This window comes from Pseudomonas sp. FeS53a (genome assembly GCF_000931385.1).
GTDB classification, from domain to species: Bacteria; Pseudomonadota; Gammaproteobacteria; order Pseudomonadales; family Pseudomonadaceae; genus Metapseudomonas; species Metapseudomonas otitidis.
The window spans coordinates 51120-74418 of the sequence record NZ_JYFT01000060.1; the positions used below are offsets into that span (position 1 = coordinate 51120).

19 protein-coding genes and 1 pseudogene are annotated in these 23299 nt (G+C 66.2%); 9 read left to right on the forward strand and 11 right to left on the reverse strand.

Annotated elements, in window-relative coordinates; translation table 11 throughout:
• Window positions 1-56 precede the first annotated feature (56 nt).
• The 3 genes from SZ55_RS18260 (at window position 57) to SZ55_RS18270 (ending at window position 6163) form a co-directional block, all read left to right on the forward strand.
• Entirely contained in the window at window positions 57-1688 is a 1632-nt protein-coding gene (locus tag SZ55_RS18260; protein WP_044409464.1) for a methyl-accepting chemotaxis protein, read from the forward strand.
• A 239-nt stretch (window positions 1689-1927) separates the two neighbouring features.
• Window positions 1928-3082, forward strand: a complete 1155-nt coding sequence (locus SZ55_RS18265; protein WP_044409467.1) for an efflux RND transporter periplasmic adaptor subunit — start codon at window positions 1928-1930, stop codon at window positions 3080-3082.
• Between the two features lie 21 nt (window positions 3083-3103).
• Window positions 3104-6163 (forward strand): multidrug efflux RND transporter permease subunit, encoded by a 3060-nt coding sequence (locus SZ55_RS18270; RefSeq protein WP_044409470.1) that lies wholly within the window; start codon window positions 3104-3106, stop codon window positions 6161-6163.
• A 55-nt stretch (window positions 6164-6218) separates the two neighbouring features.
• Here the strand turns inward: SZ55_RS18270 and SZ55_RS18275 are convergent, their stop codons facing one another.
• From SZ55_RS18275 to SZ55_RS18305, 8 genes are all read right to left on the reverse strand, one after another.
• Window positions 6219-6920 (reverse strand): lipopolysaccharide kinase InaA family protein, encoded by a 702-nt coding sequence (locus SZ55_RS18275; protein ID WP_044409830.1) that lies wholly within the window; start codon window positions 6918-6920, stop codon window positions 6219-6221.
• A gap of 376 nt (window positions 6921-7296) precedes the next feature.
• On the reverse strand, window positions 7297-7521 hold the full coding sequence (locus SZ55_RS27565) for a hypothetical protein (RefSeq protein WP_074971581.1): 225 nt from the start codon (window positions 7519-7521) through the stop codon (window positions 7297-7299).
• 250 nt (window positions 7522-7771) lie between these two features.
• A complete protein-coding gene (locus SZ55_RS18280) occupies window positions 7772-9058 on the reverse strand; it encodes a sensor histidine kinase (RefSeq protein ID WP_044409473.1) in 1287 nt (428 codons plus the stop codon).
• Window positions 9048-9731: a response regulator transcription factor gene (locus SZ55_RS18285; RefSeq protein ID WP_044409476.1), complete on the reverse strand. Its 684-nt coding sequence runs from the start codon at window positions 9729-9731 to the stop codon at window positions 9048-9050. The genes SZ55_RS18280 and SZ55_RS18285 overlap by 11 nt, the downstream gene beginning before the upstream one ends.
• 222 nt (window positions 9732-9953) lie before the next feature.
• A complete protein-coding gene (gene groL / locus SZ55_RS18290; protein WP_044409479.1) occupies window positions 9954-11594 on the reverse strand; it encodes a chaperonin GroEL in 1641 nt (546 codons plus the stop codon).
• Between the two features lie 40 nt (window positions 11595-11634).
• Window positions 11635-11928 (reverse strand): co-chaperone GroES, encoded by a 294-nt coding sequence (locus SZ55_RS18295; protein ID WP_044409482.1) that lies wholly within the window; start codon window positions 11926-11928, stop codon window positions 11635-11637.
• A gap of 219 nt (window positions 11929-12147) precedes the next feature.
• Window positions 12148-12597: an FxsA family protein gene (locus SZ55_RS18300; protein WP_044409485.1), complete on the reverse strand. Its 450-nt coding sequence runs from the start codon at window positions 12595-12597 to the stop codon at window positions 12148-12150.
• A gap of 66 nt (window positions 12598-12663) precedes the next feature.
• Window positions 12664-13395 carry a HugZ family pyridoxamine 5'-phosphate oxidase gene (locus SZ55_RS18305; RefSeq protein WP_044409488.1) on the reverse strand — a complete coding sequence of 244 codons (732 nt, stop codon included), beginning with the start codon at window positions 13393-13395 and terminating at the stop codon, window positions 12664-12666.
• Between the two features lie 112 nt (window positions 13396-13507).
• Here SZ55_RS18305 and SZ55_RS18310 point away from each other — a divergent pair, with 112 nt between their 5' ends.
• Entirely contained in the window at window positions 13508-14266 is a 759-nt protein-coding gene (locus SZ55_RS18310; RefSeq protein WP_044409491.1) for an SDR family oxidoreductase, read from the forward strand.
• A gap of 60 nt (window positions 14267-14326) precedes the next feature.
• On the opposite strand, the gene SZ55_RS18315 is transcribed toward SZ55_RS18310, so the two are convergent.
• Window positions 14327-15331, reverse strand: coding sequence for a DUF481 domain-containing protein (locus tag SZ55_RS18315; protein WP_044409495.1), 1005 nt, complete (start codon window positions 15329-15331; stop codon window positions 14327-14329).
• A 171-nt stretch (window positions 15332-15502) separates the two neighbouring features.
• Here SZ55_RS18315 and SZ55_RS18320 point away from each other — a divergent pair, with 171 nt between their 5' ends.
• Entirely contained in the window at window positions 15503-15871 is a 369-nt protein-coding gene (locus SZ55_RS18320) for an MGMT family protein (protein ID WP_044409498.1), read from the forward strand.
• 75 nt (window positions 15872-15946) lie between these two features.
• A complete protein-coding gene (locus tag SZ55_RS18325; protein WP_044409500.1) occupies window positions 15947-17692 on the forward strand; it encodes an AmpG family muropeptide MFS transporter in 1746 nt (581 codons plus the stop codon).
• Between the two features lie 40 nt (window positions 17693-17732).
• Here SZ55_RS18325 and SZ55_RS18330 read toward each other — a convergent pair whose 3' ends face one another.
• Window positions 17733-18557: a mechanosensitive ion channel family protein gene (locus SZ55_RS18330; protein ID WP_044409502.1), complete on the reverse strand. Its 825-nt coding sequence runs from the start codon at window positions 18555-18557 to the stop codon at window positions 17733-17735.
• Between the two features lie 104 nt (window positions 18558-18661).
• Window positions 18662-19141, reverse strand: a complete 480-nt coding sequence (locus tag SZ55_RS18335) for a YajQ family cyclic di-GMP-binding protein (RefSeq protein ID WP_044409504.1) — start codon at window positions 19139-19141, stop codon at window positions 18662-18664.
• A 215-nt stretch (window positions 19142-19356) separates the two neighbouring features.
• Here SZ55_RS18335 and SZ55_RS18340 point away from each other — a divergent pair.
• From SZ55_RS18340 to SZ55_RS18350, 3 genes and pseudogenes are all read left to right on the forward strand, one after another.
• Window positions 19357-20328 (forward strand): annotated as a pseudogene (locus SZ55_RS18340) (response regulator); the annotation flags it as partial.
• Window positions 20325-21236 (forward strand): putative 2-dehydropantoate 2-reductase, encoded by a 912-nt coding sequence (locus tag SZ55_RS18345; protein WP_044409509.1) that lies wholly within the window; start codon window positions 20325-20327, stop codon window positions 21234-21236. The pseudogene SZ55_RS18340 and the gene SZ55_RS18345, both read left to right, overlap by 4 nt.
• 49 nt (window positions 21237-21285) lie before the next feature.
• Complete coding sequence (locus tag SZ55_RS18350) at window positions 21286-23298, forward strand: sensor histidine kinase (protein WP_044409512.1); 2013 nt, start codon at window positions 21286-21288, stop codon at window positions 23296-23298.
• Window position 23299: the final 1 nt, after the last annotated feature.

Here is a 23299-nt window from a genome sequence, read left to right on the forward strand (position 1 = left end):
GCGGCCGACCTATACTTTGTCTGCACTTCCCTTCCTCCTCCCTGAGGCGTTCTTCCATGTCCCTGCAAAACTCCCTGCGAGGCCAGCTCCTCGCGCTGTTGGGTGGCAGCCTGCTGCTGATCCTGGTGGTCGCGCTTGCCTGCTTCAATTCACTGTCTGGTGGTATCCAGTCCTATCGCAATCTCGTAGGTGGCACGCTGGAAGCGTCCGGCCTCGTCGACAGCGCCAACGTCGAATTCAAAGGCCAGGTCCAGGAATGGAAGAACGTGCTGCTGCGCGGCAAGGACCCGGCCGCCCTGGCCAAGTACTGGGGCCAGTTCGAGGACCAGGAACGCAAGGTCCAGGACATCCTCGGCAAGCTGGTCAATGAAGCCCGCGACATGGGCGACCGCGACCTGCAGACCCAGGTGGAGCGCCTGCGCACCGAGCACCAGAGCCTGGGCGCGGCCTACCGCAAGGGCCGCGAGGCCTTCCTTGCCGCCGGGGCCGACCCGACCGCCGGCGACAAGGCGGTGCAGGGCATCGACCGCGCCGCCAGCGACCAGATGACCGCCCTGGTCACCCAGCTGCATGACCGTGGCATTCAGCAGTCGGCCGAGATCAGCGCCAGTGCCGGCGCTACCGTGACTGGCGGCCTGGTGACCATGCTGCTGTCCAGCCTGGTGATCGGCGTGCTGGCCCTGTGGCTGATCAACCGCCGCCTGATCGCACCGATCCGCACCCTCATCGAGCACATCGCCCGCCTGAGCCAGGGCAACTTCGGCGAGCGCGTCGACAGCAGCCGCAAGGATGAGCTGGGTAGCCTGGCCAATTCGGCGAACGTGCTGCGGGACTTCCTCGCCGACACCTTCAACCGGCTGAAGCACAGCACCAGCGAGCTGGACAACGCCAGCGGCGAACTCAACGCCATCGCCGTGCTGATGGCCCAGGGCGTGCGCGAGCAGTTCTCCCGCACCGACCAGGTGGCCACGGCGATGCACGAGATGTCCGCCACCGCCCAGGAAGTGGCGCGCCATGCCGCCGAAGCCGCTGGCGCTGCCGACCAGGCCGACACCTCCGCCCAGCAGGGCGAGCGGGTGATGCAGGCCACCATCCAGAGCATCACCGGCATGCGCGGCGAGATCGCCTCCACCGCCGAGGTGATCCGTCGCCTGGAAAGCGACAGCGGGCGCATCAGCAAGGTGCTGGAAGTGATCCGTGGCATCGCCGAGCAGACCAACCTGCTGGCCCTCAACGCCGCCATCGAGGCCGCCCGCGCCGGCGAGCAGGGCCGAGGCTTCGCGGTGGTGGCCGATGAGGTCCGCACCCTGGCCCAGCGCACCGCCGAATCCACCGCCGAGATCCACCAGATCATCGACACGGTGCAGACCGGCGCGGTGAATGCGGTGCGCGCCATCGAGAACGGCCAGAACCGCAGCGAGCAGAGCGTCACCCAGGTCACCGAGGCCGGTGCCATGCTGCAGCGCATCACCGAGGCCGTGGAGGCGATCCGCGACATGAACCGGCAGATCGCCACCGCAGCCGAGGAGCAGACCTCGGTGGCCGAGGACATCTCCCGCAACCTCACCGAGATCACCGCCATCGCCAACACCAACAACGAGAACGTGCAACGCACCGAAGGCGCCAGCCAGCGGCTGCATGGCCTCTCGGGCGAACTGAACGACGTCACCCGCCGCTTCAGCGCCTGATTCTCCCGGCACAGGGATGTGCCTTTCCCTCCCCCTCGCCTGTTCGGCGCCGGCCGACCGGCCAAAATAAAATCCGCGATATTCGGCGATCCTCGCCGATCATGAACAGCAGCCAGCAAACCGCCCGCCTAGCGCAATCTTTTGCAATTCCGGGGCTTTGACTTGCCCCCGCCGGTAGGAATAAGGTGCACGCCTCGCCTATTCCCAGGCCCGACTCTGCCTTGCCAAGGAACCGGAATATGTTGCTCCGCCGCATGCTCATCATGCTCGGCGCGGTCATCCTCGTGGTGCTCGCCCTTGCCGCCTACAAAGCCTTCTCCATCAAGCAACAGATCGCGATGTTCACCGCGCCCAAACCGGCCATCAGCGTGTCGGCCGCCCTGGCCGAACAGCGTCCGTGGCAGGAGCGCCTGCCGGCGATCGGCTCGCTCAAGGCCTTCCAGGGCGTCGACCTGACCGTCGAGGTCTCCGGCACCGTGCAGGACGTGCTGTTCCGCTCCGGCGAGAAGGTGCGCCAGGGCCAGCCGCTGATCCAGATGGACAGCGACGTGGAGAAGGCCAGCCTGGCCACCGCCGAGGCGACCCTGTCCCTGGCCCGCGTCGAATTCGAGCGCGGCCGCAGCCTGGTCAACCGGCAGAACATCTCCAAGAGCGAGTTCGACCGCCTGTCCTCCGAGCTGCAGAAGGCCAACGCCTCGGTGGCCCAGTTGAAGGCGACCCTGGACAAGAAGCGCATCCTCGCGCCCTTCGGCGGCACCATCGGCATCCGCAAGGTGGACGTGGGTGACTTCCTCTCCTCCGGCACCACCATCGCCACCCTGCAGGACCTGGACAACCTCTATGTGGACTTCTTCCTGCCCGAGCAGGCCGTGCCCAAGCTGGCCCTGGAACAGCGCGTGCGGGTGAGCGTGGCGGCGTACCCGGGCGAGGTGTTCGAAGGCACCATCTCGGCGATCAACCCGAAGGTCGAGGACACCACCCGCAACCTGCAGGTCCGCGCCGTACTGAAGAACCCCGACAACAAGCTGCTGCCGGGCATGTTCGCCAACCTCGACGTGCTGCTGCCGGGTGAAGAGCAACGCGTGGTGGTCCCGGAGACCGCTATCACCTACACCCTGTACGGCAACTCCGTGTACGTCATCGCACCGAAGAAGGGCGAGGACGGCCAGGAGCAGAAGGACGACAAGGGCGAACCCTACCTGGTGGTCGAGCGCCGCTTCGTCGAGACCGGCGAGCGCCGCGACAGCCAGGTGGTGGTGCTCAAGGGCCTCAAGACCGGTGAGCAGGTGGTCACCTCCGGCCAGCTGAAGCTGGACAACGGCTCCCACGTCGCGGTGGTGGACGACCCGGTCCTCGCCCCCAAAACGGAAGATCAAGCCAGCGCTGCCCAATAAGGCGACGCCAAGGAATCGCATATGGCTTTCACAGATCCCTTCATCCGTCGACCGGTCCTGGCGACCGTGGTCAGCCTGCTCATCGTCCTGCTCGGTTTCCAGGCGTTCAGCAAGCTGGTCATCCGCCAGTACCCGCAGATGGAGAACGCCCTGATCACGGTGACCACCGCCTACCCGGGGGCCAACGCCGAGACCATCCAGGGCTACATCACCCAGCCGCTGCAGCAGAGCCTGGCGAGTGCCGAAGGCATCGACTACATGACGTCGTCGAGCCAGCAGAACATGTCGGTCATCTCGATCTACGCGCGCATCGGCGCCAACTCGGACCGGTTGTTCACCGAGCTGCTGGCCAAGGCCAACGAGGTGAAGAACCAGCTGCCTCAGGACGCCGAAGACCCCGTGCTGTCCAAGGAGTCGGCCGACGCCTCGGCGCTGATGTACATCAGCTTCTACAGCGACGAGCTGTCCAACCCGCAGATCACCGACTACCTGTCGCGGGTGATCCAGCCCAAGCTGGCGACCCTGCCGGGCATGGCGGAGGCGGAGATCCTCGGCAACCAGGTCTTCGCCATGCGCCTGTGGCTGGACCCGGTGAAGATGGCCGCCTACGGGGTCACCGCCACCGACATGAGCGATGCGGTGCGCAAGTACAACTTCCTCTCGGCCGCCGGCCAAGTGAAGGGCGAGTACGTGGTGACCAGCATCAACGCCACCACCGACCTGAAGTCCCCCGAGGCCTTCGCTGCCATCCCGGTGAAGACCGTGGGTGACAGCCGCGTGCTGGTGCGTGACATCGCCCGCGTCGAGATGGGCGCGGAGAACTACGACTCCATCAGCTCCTTCGACGGCATCCCCTCGGTGTACATCGGCATCAAGGGCACCCCCAGCGCCAACCCGCTGGACGTGATCAAGCATGTGCGCGCGATCATGCCCGAACTGGAAGCGCAGCTGCCGCCGAACCTGAAGGTGTCCATCGCCTACGACGCCACCCGCTTCATCCAGGCCTCCATCGACGAGGTGGTAAAGACCCTCGGCGAGGCGGTGCTGATCGTCATCGTGGTCGTGTTCCTGTTCCTCGGCGCCTTCCGCTCGGTGCTGATCCCGGTGATCACCATCCCGCTGTCGATGATCGGCGTGCTGTTCTTCATGCAGCTGATGGGCTACTCCATCAACCTGCTGACGCTGCTGGCCATGGTGCTCGCCATCGGCCTGGTGGTGGACGACGCCATCGTGGTGGTGGAGAACATCCACCGGCACATCGAGGAGGGCAAGACGCCCTTCGACGCCGCCATCGAGGGTGCCCGCGAGATCGCCGTGCCGGTCATCTCCATGACCATCACCCTGGCGGCGGTGTACGCCCCCATCGGTTTCCTCGAAGGCCTGACCGGTGCGCTGTTCCGCGAGTTCGCCCTGACCCTGGCGGGCGCGGTGATCATCTCCGGCATCGTCGCCCTGACGCTGTCGCCGATGATGTGCTCCAAGCTGCTGCGCCATGAGGAGAACCCGAGCGGCCTGGCCCACCGGCTGGACCTGATCTTCGAGCGCCTCAAGCACCGCTACCAGCGCGCCCTGCACGGCACCCTCAACACCCGCCCGGTGGTGGTGGTGTTCGCCGTGCTGGTGTTCTGCCTGATCCCGGTGCTGATGATGTTCACCAAGAGCGAACTGGCCCCCGACGAGGACCAGGGCATCGTGTTCCTCATGGCCAAGGCGCCGCAGCCGACCAACCTGGACTACCTGAACGCCTACTCGGCGCAGTTCGTGGACCTGTTCAAGTCCTTCCCCGAGTACTACTCGTCGTTCCAGATCAACGGTTTCGACGGCGTACAGGCGGGTATCGGCGGCTTCCTGCTCAAACCCTGGGACGAGCGCGAGCGTACCCAGATGGAGCTGCTGCCGCAGGTCCAGGCCAAGCTGGACAAGATCCCCGGCCTGCAGATCTTCGGCTTCAACCTGCCGTCCCTGCCGGGTACCGGCGAGGGCCTGCCGTTCCAGTTCGTGGTCAACACCCCCAACGACTACGAGTCGCTGCTGCAGGTGACCGAGCGCATCAAGAAGCGCGCCGAGGAGTCCGGGAAGTTCGCTTTCCTGAACATCGACCTGGCGTTCGACAAACCCGAGGTGGTGGTGGACATCGACCGGCAGAAGGCCGCGCAGATGGGCGTCTCCATGCAGGACCTGGGTTCGACCCTGGCCCTGCTGCTGGGCGAAGGCGAGATCAACCGCTTCACCATCGACGGCCGCAGCTACAAGGTGATCGCCCAGGTGGAGCGGGCCTACCGCGACAACCCGGGCTGGCTGAACAATTACTACGTGAAGAGCGAGAGCGGCACCATGGTGCCCCTGTCGACGCTGATCAGCGTGCATGACACCGCCCGCCCGACCAAGCTCAAGCAGTTCCAGCAGCTGAACTCGGCGATCATCGAGGGCTTCCCGGTGGTAAGCATGGGCGATGCGGTGGAGACGGTGACCCAGATCGCCCGCGAGGAGGCCCCGCGCGGCTTCGCCTTCGACTACGCCGGCGCCTCGCGCCAGTACGTCCAGGAAGGCAGCGCGCTGTACGTCACCTTCGGCCTGGCACTGGCGATCATCTTCCTGGTGCTGGCTGCGCAGTTCGAGAGCTTCCGCGACCCGCTGGTGATCCTGGTGACGGTGCCGCTGTCCATCTGCGGGGCGCTGATCCCGCTGTTCCTCGGCATCTCCAGCATGAACATCTACACCCAGGTGGGCCTGGTGACGCTGATCGGCCTGATCAGCAAGCACGGCATCCTGATCGTGGAGTTCGCCAACCAGCTGCGCCGCGAGAAGGGCCTGTCCCCGCGCGAGGCCGTGGAGGAAGCGGCGTCGATCCGCCTGCGCCCGGTGCTGATGACCACGGCGGCGATGGTGTTCGGCATGGTGCCGCTGATCCTCGCCACGGGTGCGGGCGCGGTGAGCCGCTTCGACATCGGCCTGGTGATCGCCACCGGCATGTCCATCGGCACGCTGTTCACCCTGTTCGTCCTGCCATGCGTCTACACGCTGCTGACGCGCAAGGACCCGCAGCACCAGCCCCAGGCCGAGCCCGTCTCGAGCCACTGAGGCACGTAGAACGAGAAGGCCCCGCAGATGCGGGGCCTTTTTCGTTCGGGGCTGCTCAAAGCCGGTGCAGGGCCTCTACGCGGTGGCCGAAGGCGCGTTCGTAGGCAGTCAGCAGGTGGGCCCAGTCCGCCTCGCTGATGGCGGAGTGGCGCTTGATCTTGCCGACGTCATTGAATGCCGCGCGCGCCTGGGCGAAGCGGCGACGGCTCTTCTCCAGGTCGAGCAGGGCAATCTCCGGCGTGGCGCCCTGCCCTTCCCCGAGGCGGATGAAGATGTGCTTGGGGTACAGGCAGCCATGTTGCCAGCCACCCCGGTGCAACCGCGCCAGGACCGTGGCGATCTGGTCCAGCACCCGGGCACGTTCATCCTCGGTATCCGGCCGCCCCGCCAGGGAGGCGTACCAGCATTCGAAATCGATGAAGCCATCCAGCGCCTCGGTCACCAGCAGGGCCTGCCAACCAGCGTCCCCGCCACGCCGGGCACCGCAGTAGACGAGCCGTGGCACGCGCACGCCCAGGCGCTCGAAGGCACGGATGGCATCCCGCTCGCGCAGCACCGTCGGACGCCCGAAGGGGTGCAACAGGCTGCGGTAGAGGTGGCCGCACTGGCGCTTGCAGTAGAGCAGCACACCGTCGTCGCGGCGCACCCGCTCCACCCCGCTCTCGCCGCCGCGCCTCAGGTTCGGCGGCTCGACCCATTCGCCTCGCCAGTCCCAGAACTGTTCGAACCGGTCATCCATGGCCCTCGTCAACGTCATCACGCCTGCCGCCATCAGGTACCCCTCCGTTCGTCGCCTGGTGAATTCCAGGTCATCGTTCTGATCGAGACCGTCCGAATGGGCGAATGATTCCTGCCCTTTTTTGTGTCGCCTGCGGTAACAGGATCGTGCACGGGGTAACCCCCTTCACGACGGCAAGCCCCGAATCGCATCGCCTGGATGGGCGGCAGCGTCTCTAGCCCGGGAGTTGCACCGAAGCATCCCTGCGCTCGTCGGCTCGTAGCGGCGACGTTGCAAAGGCCGTACCGCTAGCAGGGTATTGAAGCAGGGAATCGAGGAATGGCGATTGGAGCAGAAGCAGGGAAGGTGTTGACGGGCTCCTCCCCGTCATGAGGGAGGAGCACCATGGCGAGGATCAGGACTGGCCGCGCAGCCCTTGGGTCAGGCCATACATCAGCAACAGGAGGTTATCGTCGGGCCTGGCCAGGGGCTTGTGGCGGGCGTTGGGCGGTACCGGGCAGTAGCCGAGACCGTTGGAACTGACTACCGAGGGCGATGGCTCGTGCCAGGCCGCTGCCGCCGCAGAGGCGACTCCCAGGGCGCCGGCGAGGAACAAAGCTCGCGTGATTTCTAATTTCATGATCGCAACCCCTTGATAGCGCTGCCAAACGCTGTGACTTAACCGTAGAACACCTGGCGGTGACCGTGACCTGGAGTGACGAACGGTCCTTCGGGTCCGGGGTGCTCGGTGCACCGCCGCAGAAACTCAACGGCTGAGGCTGGCAGACAATTGTTTCAGTTCGAGGTTCCCTGCCGTCCCATCCGCGCGTCAGTACGCTACGCGGATGGGGGTCAAGGGGAGATCAAGCGGAGGTGAAAAAAGCGTCAATTCAGGTCGGGCGCTTGCCGAGCACGACCTCGAAGCGGCAGCCATTGGGCTCGACGGCGGTGAGGGCGATGCTCCAGCCCTGGTTGTCGCAGATCCGCTGCACCAGCGAGAGGCCGAGCCCCAGCCCATCGCCCCGCTTGGCGCCGCCGCGGACGAAGGGCTGGAACATCGCCTCGCGGTCCTCCTCGGGGATGCCGACGCCGGTGTCCTGCACCACGAAGGCGGCACCGGAGAGCTCAAGGCGGATGCTGCCGCTGTCGGTGTAGTGCAGCGCGTTGCGCAGCAGGTTGCCCATGACCGAGCGCAGGAAGGCGGCGTTGTAGCGCACCTCGCTGGCCGCCTCGCCGGGCAGGTAGGTGAAGGCCAGGCCCTTGTCCTCGATGGCGGGTCGCCACAGGGCATCCAGCTCATCGGCCACTTCCCGCAGGCTGGCCTGGGGACCGAGGTTGACCTCCTCCTGGCGCGCGCGGGCGAGCATCAGGAAGGTCTGCACCAGGTCGCGCATCTCCTCGCTGGCACGGGCGATACGCTCCACCTGGGCCTGGGCACGACCGTCGAGGCTGTGGTTCTCTTCCAGCAGCTCGCAGGAGGAGGCCATCACCATCAGCGGGGTGCGCAGCTCGTGGCTGACGTCGCTGGTGAACAGGCGCTCACGGGTCAGCACCTGGTGCAGACGGCCCAGGGTGTCGTCGAACGCCTGGGCGAGTTGACCCACCTCGTCGGTGGCGTAGTCCGGCGCCAGTGGCGGCGCGAGCCCGAGCAACTGGTCGCGGTGGCGGACCTGGCGGGCCAGGCGCACCACGGGTTCGATGACCTTGCGCGCCAGCAGCCAACCGAGCACGGCGGAGAGCAGCACGCTGAGCACGAAGCCCACCAGCACCACGCCGTAGAGCACGCGCTCGCGGTCTTCGAAGTCGCTCTGGTCCTGCAGCAGCATGTAGCGGCGCCCGTGCACATCCCGCACCAGGGCGTGGTAGGACAGCGCGCCCTCGAAGATCTCGTGGAACCCCTCGCTCAGCTCGCGGTAGGACTCGGGCATGGAATAGCGGTTGTGGCCGCCGTCATCCATGTAGAAACGGGTGTCGCTGTCCAGGATCGGCGGGCGCCCCTGGTAGATGTTCTGCTCCAGCACGCGATCCAGCTCGTTGCTCAGGTCGCGGGAGATCAGTTGCTCCTCGATCACGTGCACCACTTCGATGATGCCCAGGGAGAAGGTGCCGCCCACCAGCACGGTCATCAGGGTGAAGGCGATGACGATGCGGCGGGCGAGGCTCTGCCTAAACTCCATCGATCGACTCCGAGAGCCGGTAGCCAAGGCCGTGCAGGGTGTGCAGCAGGGGCTTGCCGAAGGGCTTGTCGATCACCTGGCGCAGTTGGTGGATGTGGCTGCGCAGGGCATCGCTGTCGGGGCAGTCGTCGCCCCACAGGGCCTCTTCCAGCACTTCACGGCGTACCAGGTGCGGGCTCTTCTGCATCAGCACCGCCAGCAGCTTGAGGCCGATAGGGTTGAGCTTGAGCGGCTTGCCACCCCGGCTGACCTCCAGGGTGTCGAGGTCGTAGTGCAGGTCGCCCACCTGCAGGGCACGCTTGCCGCCGCCCCGGCTGCGCCGCAGGACGGCCTCGATGCGGGCCGCCAGCTCGGACAGGGCGAAGGGCTTGACCAGGTAGTCGTCGGCACCGGAGCGGAAGCCCTGCAGGCGGTCGTCCAGGGCATCGCGGGCGGTGAGCATGATCACCGGGGTGTCCAGGCGGGCCTCTTCCCGCAGGCGCTGGCACAGGCTGTTGCCGTCCAGGCCGGGGAGCATCACGTCCAGCACGATCAGGTCGAAATGCCCGTTGGCCGCCAGGTGCAGGCCGGACAGGCCATCCTGGGCGCAGTCCACCGTGTAGCCCTTGAGCTCCAGGTAATCGGCCATGTTGGCCAGGATGTCCTTGTTGTCTTCTACCAGCAGGATGCGCATCGCCCCCTCCACGAACAGGTTGCCCGCACGTCGCGGCGCCGGCCTTTGACCACGGCCGGGACGCAGGTTCCGGGAATGGCGCTCATTCTGGCGAGAGCGGCCTGGGTTGGGAAGCGCAGAGCCACGTTGCGGGGCATCTCGGTCGGCGCAGCCTGGTTGGGCGCCCAAAAAGAAAAGCCCCGCACAAGGCGGGGCTTTTCGATCAGCGTGAGCTGGGGTGGCTTACATCATGCCGCCCATGCCGCCCATGCCGCCCATGTCGGGCATGGCCGGAGCCGGCTTGTCTTCCGGCAGGTCAGCCACGATGGCTTCGGTGGTGATCATCAGGCCGGCGATGGAGGCAGCAGCCTGCAGCGCGGTACGGGTGACCTTGGCCGGGTCGATGATGCCGAACTCGATCATGTCGCCGTACTGGCCGGTGGCAGCATCGTAGCCGTAGTTGCCGGAACCCTGCTTGACCTTGTCCAGAACCACGGAAGCCTCGTCACCGGCGTTGGTGACGATCTGGCGCAGAGGAGCCTCGACAGCGCGACGCAGGATGTTGATACCCGCGGTCTGCTCTTCGTTGGCACCGGTCAGGTCCTTGATGGAGGACAGGGCACGAACCAGTGCCACGCCACCGCCAGGAACCACGCCTTCTTCCACTGCAGCACGGGTGGCGTGCAGGGCGTCTTCCACGCGGGCCTTCTTCTCTTTCATCTCGACTTCGGTAGCCGCACCGACCTTGATCACGGCAACACCGCCGGCCAGCTTGGCCAGACGCTCTTGCAGCTTCTCCTTGTCGTAGTCGGAGGAGGTTTCCTCGACTTGCTTGCGGATCTGGGCAACGCGGGCTTCGATGTCAGCCTGGGCGCCAGCACCGTCGATGATGGTGGTGTTTTCCTTGCTCAGGACGACGCGCTTGGCGTTGCCCAGGTGCTCCAGGGTGGCGCTTTCCAGGGACAGGCCGACTTCTTCGGAGATGACGGTACCGCCGGTCAGGATGGCGATGTCCTGCAGCATGGCCTTGCGGCGGTCGCCGAAGCCCGGGGCCTTGACGGCAGCAACCTTGACGATGCCGCGCATGTTGTTGACGACCAGGGTGGCCAGGGCTTCGCCTTCGACGTCTTCAGCCACGATCAGCAGCGGACGGCCGGACTTGGCAACGGCTTCCAGAACCGGCAGCAGTTCGCGGATGTTGGAGATCTTCTTGTCGACCAGCAGCAGCAGCGGGCCGTCGAGCTCGGCCACCATGGTGTCCGGCTTGTTGATGAAGTAGGGGGACAGGTAGCCACGGTCGAACTGCATGCCTTCCACGACGGACAGTTCGTTTTCCAGGCCCGAGCCTTCTTCAACAGTGATCACGCCTTCCTTGCCTACTTTCTCCATGGCTTCGGCAATGATGTTGCCGATGGAGTCGTCGGAGTTGGCGGAGATGGTGCCGACCTGGGCGATGGCCTTGGTGTCGGTGCACGGCTTGGACAGGTTCTTCAGCTCGGCAACGATGGCGGTGGTGGCCTTGTCGATACCGCGCTTCAGGTCCATCGGGTTCAGGCCGGCAGCGACGGCTTTCAGGCCTTCGGTGACGATGGCCTGGGCCAGAACGGTGGCGGTGGTGGTGCCGTCACCGGCAGCGTCGTTGGCCTTGGAAGCCACGTCTTTCACCAGCTGGGCGCCGATGTTCTCGATGCGGTCCTTCAGCTCGATTTCCTTGGCGACGGAAACGCCGTCCTTGGTGATCAGCGGAGCACCGAAGCTGCGCTCCAGGACCACGTTGCGGCCTTTCGGGCCGAGGGTGGCTTTAACGGCATCAGCCAGGGTGTTAACGCCTACGAGCAGTTTCTTGCGAGCGGCATCGCCGAATTTGACGTCTTTAGCAGCCATGTTGTCTTCCTCGAATCTCTAAGTGGGAAAGGGGTCGGGTTCAGGCTTCGATGACAGCGAGGATTTCGTTCTCGCCCATGACCAGCAGGTCTTCACCGTCAACTTTCACGGTGTTGCTGCCGGAGTAGGGGCCGAACACAACCTGGTCACCGACCTTCACAGCCAGGGGACGGACTTCGCCGTTGTCCAGCACGCGACCGGTACCGACAGCAACCACTTCGCCGCGGTTCGGCTTCTCGGCAGCCGAGCCCGGCAGCACGATGCCGCCAGCGGTCTTGGTTTCTTCTTCGCTGCGACGGATCACGACGCGGTCATGCAGGGGACGAAGCTTCATGGTCTAACTCTCCCAATCAGTGTTTTCCGGCGCCGGTGAAAATCACCGGCGGGTTAGCAAAAGCCGGCGGTGCCGGCAGCAGCGTGCCAGACACGCTGCGGAAGTCTGAACTGCCCCTGGGGGCAGTAACCTTGCGGTGTCGGATAGATAGGGTCGCCTGGCGGCATTTCAAGGGGCACCCGAAAAAAATTCCTCGGGCCGCCCGATAACGGGGCGGAATCAGTCGTCGCGACGCTCGTATTCGCCTTCGATGACGTTATGGCGCGGCTGATTGCGCGCCAGCGGGTCGTCGGAGAAGGCACGCTGGCGTTCGGCCTGTCGAGCGGCACGCTGCAGGACACGACGAATGATCAGGCGACGTGTGAAGGGAATGATGCAGACCAGCCCGAAGAGGTCGCTGATGAAGCCGGGGAGCAGCAGCAGGCCGCCGCCGACCGCGATCATCAACCCCTCGAGCATCTCCTGCTCCGGCAGCTCGCCCCGGGCCAGCCGCTCACGGGCGCGCCAGGCGGTGGCGACGCCGGCGATGCGAAGCATGAAGCTGCCCAGCAAGGCGGTGGCCACCAGCAGCAGCAGGGTCGGGAAGACGCCGATGACGCTGCCGACCTTGATCAGGACGGCCAGCTCGATGAGCGGGAACAGCAGGAAGAGGAACGCAAAGACACGCATGAAAGTTTCCTTCGCGGAAGAACGGCTTCCGGTAAGACAGCTACATGAAGCCGGCCTTCGGCGAATTCAAGCGTCGGGGGCCTCGGCATCCGGCCAGCGGTCGGCCCGGGCCAGCGCCACCAGGGCCTGACGGACTGCACCCGGTGTGTTGCAGGATGTTGGGAAGGGCAGCCAGTGAATGCTCTGACCCAGCCGGACATGGAAGCCTTCGCTGTCGATGCCCACCAGTTCGGCCGCCGGATCGGCCGGCAGGCCGCGCAGGGCCAGGTAGTGGTCGATGGCGCTGCGATGGTCGGCGTTCATGTGCTCCACCATCCCGGTCTCGCTTTCCCCGGCGAAGGGGTTGGCCAGGGCCACCTCGTCGATCCAGTGGATGGCGCCGAAGCCGCCGATGAAACGGGCACGCACCGGCTCCAGTACCCAGAAATCGAAATCATGGGTCAGGTGGTAGTCACGGGATTGGGGGAAGTAGCGGTAGTAGCGCGCACCCGCGGCGGCGATGGCCTCGGGCTCCGTCAACTGGCGCGCCTCGGCCAGCAGCGTCAGGCGGCCGACGGCCTGGATGTCATCGGCGCCGCGCTCACCCACCAGCAGCGAACACTTCGGGTCCTTCTGCAGGTTGTGGGTGTGCTGGGCGATGCGGCTGATGAGGATGAGCGGCCGCCCTTCGGCGTCCAGGCAATAAGGGGCCACCGATCCGAAGGGGTAGCCGGGCATGGCCTTGGACTGGGTCGAGAGCACGCCCCGGTATTCCTTGAGCAGCAATTCTCGGGCATTCTTTGCGGCTTTCACGCTCACCTTCTGACTCCTCGCAGAGAATCCGTCGTAAACGGACGGGCGCTCAGGATAACGGTTCCGGGCTGCCAGCGGGGCACAGCGATCCATAATTCCCAGTTCGAGGGGCTACACCATGCAGCTGAAAGACAAGGTCATCATCATCACCGGCGGCGGCCAGGGCCTGGGCCGAGCCATGGGCGAATACCTGGCGGCCAAGGGCGCACGCCTGGCGCTGGTCGACCTCAACCAGGAGCGCCTGGACGAGGCCGTGGCGGCCTGCAAGGCAGCCGGTGGCGACGCCCGCGCCTACCTGTGCAACGTGGCCAACGAAGAGCAGGTGACCCACCTGGTCAGCCAGGTGGCGGATGACTTCGGCGCAATCAACGGCCTGGTGAACAACGCCGGCATCCTGCGCGACGGCCTGACCATCAAGGTCAAGGACGGCGAGCTGACCAAGATGAGCCTGGCCCAGTGGCAGGCGGTGATCGACGTGAACCTGACCGGCGTGTTCCTCTGCACCCGCGAGGTGGCCGCCAAGATGATCGAGCTGAAGAACGAAGGCGCCATCGTCAACATTTCCTCCATTTCCCGCGCCGGCAACATGGGCCAGGCCAACTACTCCGCGGCCAAGGCCGGGGTGGCGGCCGATACCGTGGTGTGGGCCAAGGAGCTGGCACGCTATGGCATCCGCGTCGGCGCCGTGGCACCCGGCTTCATCGAGACCGAGATGGTCGCCAGCATGAAGCCCGAGGCCCTGGAGAAGATGACCGCCGGCATTCCGCTCAAGCGCCTGGGCAAGCCGATGGAGATCGCCCACTCGGTGGCCTACATCCTGGAGAACGACTACTTCACCGGCCGCGTGCTGGAACTGGACGGCGGCCTGCGCCTGTAAGGCGGGCCCCGCTCCATGAAAAAGCCCCGCCGAAGCGGGGCTTTTTCATGCCGGTCGGCGTTACCAGCCGATACCGAAGCCAACGGTGTAGCGGGTGCGATCGGTGTCCCCTTCGGCACCGCTGACCAGGTCGCGCTCGGCCTTCATGTTGAGCGACGCCCAGTCGGTGACCTTGTAGCGCAGGCCCACCTCGGCATCCAGGGAGTAATCGGCGGCGTTGCCCAGCGGGCGACCCACCTCGCCGGTGGTGAAGAACTCGACGGTCTTGCCCACCAGGTAGCGGTTGTAGTCCCACTTCACGCCGAGGGCATAGAAGTTGTCCTTCTCGCCGGTGTCGTACTGGTAGTCGGTGCGGTTGATCAGGGAGGCCAGGGAGAAGGCGCCCAGCTCGTCGTCCCAGAACTGGTAACCGGGGCCGGTACCCACGGTGCGCTGGCGACGCAGCTCCTCGATCTTGTCGCGCTTGTAGCCGGCGCGGCCCTGCCAGAAGAACTTGTCGGTGATGAAGCGGTCGAGGGCGTACTCCAGCTCCCAGTTCTCGGTGGTCTTCACCTCGTTCTGGAATTCGCGGTTGTACTCGCCGTTGGCGTTGTGCCGCCAGCGACCATGACGGGCCTTGGTCTTGAAGTCGACGTCGTAGTCGTCGGTGTCCTTCTCGGCGCGCTTGTAGTCGAGCGAGACGTCGACGTTGCCGGTCCAGGTCAGGTCCTCGACGAAGGGCTTGGGCTTCATGATCTGTTCGATGCTGGCCAGCTCGACGGTCTTGGGCGCCTCGCCGTTGGCCAGGATCACCTTGCCCGGCTCGGCCGGCATCAGGGTCTTGGCGCGCTCGCCGGTGAGGTCGTCCTGCTTGACCATCAGTTCCTGGTCGCTCTGCAGGGTGGCAACCTTGGACCAGTCCAGCGGGATGGAACCGCCGTAGTCGGTCTGCAACATCAGTTTGCCGCCGTCGAAGACGCGGATCTTGCCGGTCAGGCGGTCACCGTTCTTCATCCAGACGGTGTCGGCGAAGGTGGAGGTCGAAGCGGCAGCAAGGGCCAGGCAAAGGAGTTTTCTGGACAACATGGCGGATACGCAGGCTCAGGACTTTGCGGAAAAACCGGGCATTATCCGCAAGCCCGGCGGCTGAGCAAGGACTGACCGACGTATCGTCGCCAAGTTCCCGTCGCCGCCTCCCACATTGCCCCTCCCCTGGCGCCGCCCTATGCTGGCCGCCACCGCCCGCCGGAACCCGCCATGCCCCCGTCAACGCCCCCTGCCCAGGACGATTTGCGGCTCTCCAGCCCGGAAGCCCGTCGCGAAGCCCTTTACCTCACGCTGGCCCAGGTTCCGCCCGGCAAGGTGGTCAGCTATGGGCAACTGGGCGAAATGGCAGGACTGGGCCGCGCGGCGCGCTGGGTGGGCCGTACCCTCGGCCAGTTGCCGGAGGGCACCCGCCTGCCCTGGCACCGCGTGATCGCGGCGGGCGGACGGCTCAGCCTGCCCGCCGGAACCGTCTCCGGTGACGAACAACGGGCACGTTTGCGGGCCGAAGGGGTCTTCATCCACAACGAACGGGTGGACATGCGTCGGCACGGCTGGCTTCCCATGCCACCCAAGGGTTAGAGTGCGCGCTTTGTTGCGGTCCCCAGGCGCGCACGCCGTCAAGGACCGCCCCGTGCCCTCTGGATCTCACGCCTGATGTCCCACCGAACCTGGCGCGCCGCCCTGGCCGCCTATGCCAGCCCGGCCACCCTGGCCCTGCTCCTGCTGGGCTTTGCGGCAGGCTTGCCGTACATGCTGGTGTTCTCCACCCTCTCCGTCTGGTTGCGCGAGGCCGGCGTCGCCCGCGAGACCATCGGCTTCGCCAGCCTCATTGGCCTGGCCTACGCCTTCAAATGGATCTGGTCGCCGCTGCTGGACCAGTTCCGCCTGCCGCTGCTGGGCCGCCTCGGCCGGCGCCGCTCCTGGCTGGTGCTGTCCCAGGCGCTGGTTGCACTCGGCCTGATCGGCATGGCCCTGGCCGACCCCAAGGTACACCTGACCTGGCTGATCGCCCTCGCGGTGGTGGTGGCCTTCGCCTCGGCCACCCAGGATATCGCGGTGGATGCCTACCGCCTGGAAATCGCCGACGACAGCCGCCAGGCCGCCCTGGCCGCCAGCTACATGCTGGGCTACCGGGTCTCGGCCCTGCTCGCCACGGCGGGCGCCCTGTATTTCGCCGAGGGGTTCGGTTCCACCGCCGGTGCCTATGAATACGGCGCCTGGGCCAGCACCTACCTGGTGTTCGCGCTGCTGATGCTGCCGGGGCTGATCACCAGCCTGTGGATGCGAGAACCCCACATCGATGCCCAGGTGCAGACCAGCACCTCGCGCTTCCGCCTCAAGGACCAGCTCGCCTCGGTGCTGATCCTGCTGGTGATGCTGATTTCCCTGCCGGCGATGATCACCGGCATGCTCGACCGCGCCTGGCCACGCGCCCTGCTGTATTTCCTGTTCCTGGTGGCGTGCCTGTCGCCCTGGGGGCGCCGCCAGATCGCCCCGGTGCGCGACCTGCTCAGCCAGCAACGCCGGCAACTGCTGGCGGCAGCGCGGGGCAAGGTGATTCCCAACTTCGATTTCGTGCACCAGGCCGTGTCGATGATCGTGCTGATCGTGATCCTGGTGACCACGGCGGCAGCCATCAAGGCCTACGCCTCGGGCGCCTGGCCCCGGGGCACGCTGTTCGTGCTGATCACCCTGGCCTGCTTCTCCGCACCGGGGCGCCTGCTGATGGCGCCGGTGGTGACCCCCATAAGCGAGTTCGTCCAGCGCTACCGCTGGCAGGCCCTGCTGCTGCTGGGGCTGATCGCCACCTACCGGATGTCGGACACGGTGATGGGGGTGATGGCCAACGTCTTCTATATCGACCAGGGCTTCACCAAGGACCAGATCGCCAGCGTCAGCAAGGTCTTCGGCCTGGTGATGACGCTGCTGGGCGCCGGCGCCGGCGGGGTGCTGATCGTGCGCTTCGGCATCCTGCCCATCCTGTTCATCGGCGGTGCCGCGTCGGCGGCCACCAACCTGATGTTCGTGGTGCTCAGCGACATGGGCGCGCATTTGCAGATGCTGATCCTCACCATCTCCTGCGACAACTTCAGCGCCGGGCTCGCCACCTCGGCCTTCGTGGCCTACCTGTCGAGCCTGACCAACCTGAAGTTCTCGGCGACCCAGTACGCGCTGCTCAGTTCGCTGATGATGCTGCTGCCGCGCCTGATCGGCGGCTATTCCGGGGTGATGGTGGAGAGCCTGGGCTATCACCAGTTCTTCCAGCTGACCGCCATCCTCGGCATCCCGACCCTGGTGCTGATCGCCATCCAGTGGAGCCGCGAGTCGCGTAAATCGGTGCAGCCCGCCGAACCCAAGGCCGAGGAGCCGGCACGGCCCCCCTCCTCCGAACGCCCATGAAAAAGGCCGGCATCACGCCGGCCTTTTCCATCATCCGGGCCTAGCCCGGCTGGACCTGCACCAGCCTGGGCGGCTGGGCCAGCTCCACGCCGGCTGCGCGCAAGCGGTCACGCACCTGCTCGTTGAGCATGAAGATCACCGCACCGTAGTCGCCTGCAGCCGTCCACAGACGCAGGGACAGGTTGATGGACGTATCCGTCAGCGCAGCCACCACCACCACGGGTGCCGGGTCAGGCAACACACGAGGATCGACCGCCAGGGCCAGCAGGGCCTCGCGCGCCTTGGCCAGGTCGCTGGCGTAGTCGACCTTCACGTCGTACATCACCTGCCGGGTGGGCTGGCTGGAGGTGTTGGTGATGATGCCGTTGGACAGCGCGCCGTTGGGCACGATCACCGTGCGGTTGTCGCCGGTGCGCAGCACGGTGTGGAAGATCTGGATGCTGTCGACGGTCCCGGAGATGCCCTGGGCCTCGATGAAGTCGCCCACCTTGAACGGCCGGAAGAACAGGATCAGCACCCCGCCAGCGAAGTTCGCCAAGCTGCCCTGCAGGGCCAGGCCGATGGCCAGGCCGGCGGCGCCGATGGCGGCGATGAAGGAGGTGGTCTCGATGCCGATCATCGAGGCGACGCTGACCAGCAGCAGCACCTTGAGGGCGATGTTGGCCAGGTTGGAAATGAAGCGGTGCAGGGTCAGGTCGACCCGGCGCATCGACAGCAGGGCGCTGACCCGGTTGGTGAGCAGGTTGATCAGCCACCAGCCGACCAGCAGCGTCACCAGGGCGAGGGTGACCTTGCCGCTGTATTCGAGAATGACGGGGAGCCAGGCTTCGGACTGCCTGACCAGGTTGTCGAGGTTCATGTCCATGCGGACCTCCTTCTATCGACTCGAGAAAACCGCAGCCGCCCTGGCAAGCAGGGCGGCAAGCGGGCCTATGTGCGACGCGGGGAGACCGCGAAGGTTCAACCGGGTCAGTCGCGGAAGTTGGTGTACTGCAGCGGCATGCCGAGGGATTCGCCACGCAGCAGGGCGATGGCTTCCTGCAGGTCGTCGCGCTTCTTGCCGGTGACACGCACCTGCTCGCCCTGGATGGCGGCCTGGACCTTGAGCTTCTTGTCCTTGATCAGGGCGACGATCTTCTTCGCCAGCTCCTTGTCGATGCCCTCGCGGAAGTTCACTTCCTGCTTGACCACCTTGCCGGACGGGTACGGGTCCTTGAGCTCCATGCACTGGATGTCGAGTTTCCGCTTGATCAGGCAGCTGCGCAGGATGTCCAGCACCTGCTCCAGCATGAAATCGGCCTCGGCGGTGATGGTGACGGACTTGTCCTTGCACTCCACGCTGCACTTGCCGCGCAGGTCGAAGCGGCGCTCCAGCTCCTTGGTGGCGTTGTCGAGGGCGTTGGTGAGTTCGTGCTTGTCCAGCTCGGACACCACGTCGAACGATGGCATGGGTTTCCTCCAGATAGACGGCGCGACCCACATCACGTAAGGGATGCGCCTGGCTTGACGGGTGAGAATGGGCGCCCATTATAACGATCAGGATTCCCTTTTTTGCGGGAATGCGTGGCAGCGACACATTCAGCGCTAACCGTCGGCATGAAAACCTGCTGAAATAGGCACTGATATCACCAAGCCATCAACCTCCCCTCTTCTGCCTTTCTTGCGAGCCTGCCATGCCCAACCCTCACCTCAGCATCCTGGTGGTGGATGACGCCAAGTTCTCCAGTGCGATGATCGGCCGGGCGCTGAGCCAGGCCGGCTATCAGGACGTCCGCTTCGCCAACAGTGCGGGCGAGGCCCTGCGCCTGCTGGAAGAGCGACCGGCGAACGTGCTGCTGGCGGACTGGCTGATGCCCGAGATCGACGGCCTGGAACTCACCGCGCGGGTGCGCCAGCTCGACGAGATGATCGACCACTACACCTACGTCATCCTGCTGACCGGCAAGGAAGGCGAGAACGTCCTGGGCGAGGCCTTCGACCGCGGCGTGGACGACTTCATCAGCAAGTCCTCGATGAACGAGCAACTGGTGCCGCGCGTCTACGCCGCCGACCGCCTGTGCAACACCCTGCAGCGCCTGCTCCACGAGAACCGGCTGATGACCCAGAACATCGCCAGCCTGGAGCAGCGCAACCTGGTGGACTCCCTGACCGGCCTCGGCAACCCGCGCTACCTGCGGCAGAAGCTGGCCGACAGCCTGCGCCAGGTGGAGTCCCGTGGCGGCGCCCTGTGCTACCTGCTGATCGGCCTGCAGGATGCGCCGCAGCTGCGCAACCAGTACGGCCCGGCGTTCTACAACGAACTGCTGCAGGGCGTTTCCCGCCGGCTGCAGCAGCTGGTCCGCCCGCTGGACGTGCTGACCCGCCTGGACGACAACCATTTCGGCCTGATCACCCTGCTGGGTGACCTGCACGAGTGCTCTCCCAGCAGCTTCAAGCGCCTGCATGAAAGCCTGAACCTCAAGGCCTTCAAAACCAGCGAAGGCTTCATCACCCTCAAGGCTGGCATCAGCCTGGTGGGCCTGGACGCCAAGGCCCTGCCGGTGGAGGTCGAGGCCCTGCTCGAACGGGCCGAGCGTCTCCTGCCGGACTCCTACGCCAGCGGCCGGGTCAGCGCGGTACGCCTGCCCAGCGCATGACCTGGCACATCCTCGGCAGCGGCAGCCTCGGCACACTGTGGGCCTGCCGCCTCGCCCAGGCGGGCCTGGACGTGCGCCTGCTGCTGCGTGACGAAGCCCGCCTGGCCGCCTACCACCAGGCGGGCGGGCTGACCCTGGTGACCCAGGGCCAGGCCCGGACCTGCATCCTGCCAGCCGAACTCGCCAGCGCCCCCGACCCGATCCAGCGCCTGCTCGTCGCCTGCAAGGCCTATGACGCCGAAGCCGCCGTGGCCAGCGTCCGCGCACGGCTGGCTCCCGGTGCCGAGGTGCTGCTGCTGCAGAACGGCCTCGGTAGCCAGCAGGCCGTGGCGGACAGCCTGCCCCAGGCCCGCTGCATCCTCGCCTCCAGCACCGAAGGTGCCTTCCGCGAGGCAGACTTCCGCGTGGTGTTCGCCGGGCAGGGCTTCACCTGGCTGGGCGCCCCACTCGCCTCCGCCCCGCCGGCCTGGCTGGGCGAACTGGAGGCAGCCGGCATCCCCCACGGGTGGACCGCCAACATCGAAACCCGGCTCTGGCGCAAGCTGGCGCTCAACTGCGCGATCAACCCGCTGACGGTGCTGCACCATTGCCGCAACGGCGAACTGGCCGCCCAGCCGGAGGCGGTCAACGGCCTGTGCGACGAGCTCGCCCGGCTGCTCCAAGCCTGCGGCCAGGCCGACGCCGCACACGACCTGCACCAGGAGGTGTGGCGAGTGATCGACGCCACCGCCGCCAACTACTCCTCCATGTACCAGGACGTGGCGCGCGGCCAGCGCACCGAGATCCGCTACCTGATCGGCCACGCCACTGCCGAGGCACGGCGCCTGGGCGTGCCGCTGCCACGCCTGGAACGGCTGCTGGACGCCCTGCACCAGCACCTGGCCGCCCACGGATTGCCCCAGGACTGAGCCCCGCGCTAACCTGCCGCCTTCCCCGCGCCCTGCCTGGACCCTGCCCGTGAACAGCCTGCGCCAACGCCTCGAGAACCTGTCCGTCGGCCGCAAACTGCTGGCCGCCCTGCTGGTCCTGCTGGCCACCGTGCTGCTGATCGCCAACCTGGCCTTCATCAGCGCCGCCTACTGGATCTCCCAGGAGAGCATGGCGCCCCAGGCCCTGCAGACCCTCGGCCGCCTGATCGCCACCCCACAACTGGCCGGCGAAGCCTTGTCCTCGGCGAAGGCCGCCGAGCATCTGCTCATCCAGCTGGAAGGCTACGGCCCCCTGCGCGCCGCCGCGATCTACGACAGCCAGGGCCAGCGCCTGGCCGAACGGATCAGCGGCAGCGGCCTGAAGCTCCCGCAGCACGCCGACGCCCTGAAGCGCTGGCGCCTGCATGAATTCCGCACCACCCAGGTGGTGGAGCTGCCGCAACCGGCAGGCCCACCGGGCCACCTGCTGCTGGTGGCCTCCAGCGAACTGCCCGGCGCCTTCTACACCGGCACCCTCAGCGCCAGCCTGGCGATCCTCGCCTGCAGCATCCTGATGTGGATGCTGGTGGCCCGGCAGATCCGCCGCCTGATCACCCGGCCGATCCACGAACTGGAAGAACTCTCGCGCCAGGTGACCCGGGAAGAGAACTACTCCCTGCGTGCCGAGCGCGGCCACCGCGACGAGATCGGCAGCCTGGCCGACGCCTTCAACACCATGCTCAGCCGCATGGAAGCCCGCGAGCAGCAGCTCAAGCGCGCACGGGACGAGTCCCAGGCGGCCTTCAACCAGGCCCAGGCCCTGGCCGAGGAGACACGCCACTCCAACCGCAAGCTGGAGCTGGAAGTGCAGGTGCGCAGCAAGATCGAAAAGAAGCTGACGGGGTTCCAGAACTACCTCAACAGCATCATCGACTCGATGCCGTCGGCGCTGATCGCCCTCGACGAGCAGCTCTACGTCACCCAATGGAACCAGGAAGCCACCGCCCTCTCCGGCACCCCGCTGGACGACGCGCTCAACCAGCCGGTGTTCCTCGCCTTCCCCTCGCTCAAGCCCTTCCTGCCGCAGATCAAGCGCACTGCCGAGTATCACCGGGTGGAGAAGGTCGAGCGGGTCAGTTGGCTGATGGGGGAAGAGGTGCACCACTACGCGCTGACCTTCTACCCGCTGATGGGCGGCACCGGGCGTGGCGTGGTGATCCGCATCGACGACATCACCCAGCGCCTGTCCATGGAAGAGCTGATGGTGCAGTCGGAGAAGATGCTCTCCGTCGGCGGCCTGGCGGCCGGCATGGCCCACGAGATCAACAACCCCCTCGGCGCCATCCTGCACAACGTGCAGAACATCCGCCGCCGCCTCTCCCCCGAGCTGGAGAAGAACCGCGAGCAGGCCGAGGCCACCGGCATACGCCTGGAGGCCGTCAACCAATACCTGGAGGCACGCGAGGTGCCCAAGTTACTGGACGGCATTCACCAGGCCGGCAGCCGCGCGGCCAAGATCGTCACCCACATGCTGGCGTTCAGCCGCCGCAGCAACCGTCAGATGGAGCCCTGTCAGCTGCCCCAGTTGCTGGACCAGGCCGTGGAGATCGCCAGCAACGACTTCGACCTCACCGAGGGCTTCGACTTCAAGGGCATGCGCATCACCCGCGAGTTCGACCCGAAGCTGGGCCCGGTGCCCGGCACCGCCAACGAACTGGAGCAGGTGCTGCTCAACCTGCTGAAGAACGCCGCCCAGGCCATCCACCAGCGCGAGGACGAGCAGGAAGGCCATATCGCCCTGCGCACCCGCCTGGCGCCGCCCTGGGCGGAAATCCAGGTGGAGGACAACGGCGTGGGCATCCCCGAGAACGTGCGCAAGCGCATCTTCGAACCCTTCTTCACCACCAAGGAGGTGGGCCAGGGCACCGGACTCGGGCTCTCCGTCTCCTACTTCATCATCACCAACAACCACAAAGGCCAGATGGAAGTGCAGTCCAAGCCCGGACAGGGCACCTGCTTCACCCTGCGCCTGCCGTTGAATGCCAGCGCCCCAGGAGCCTGAC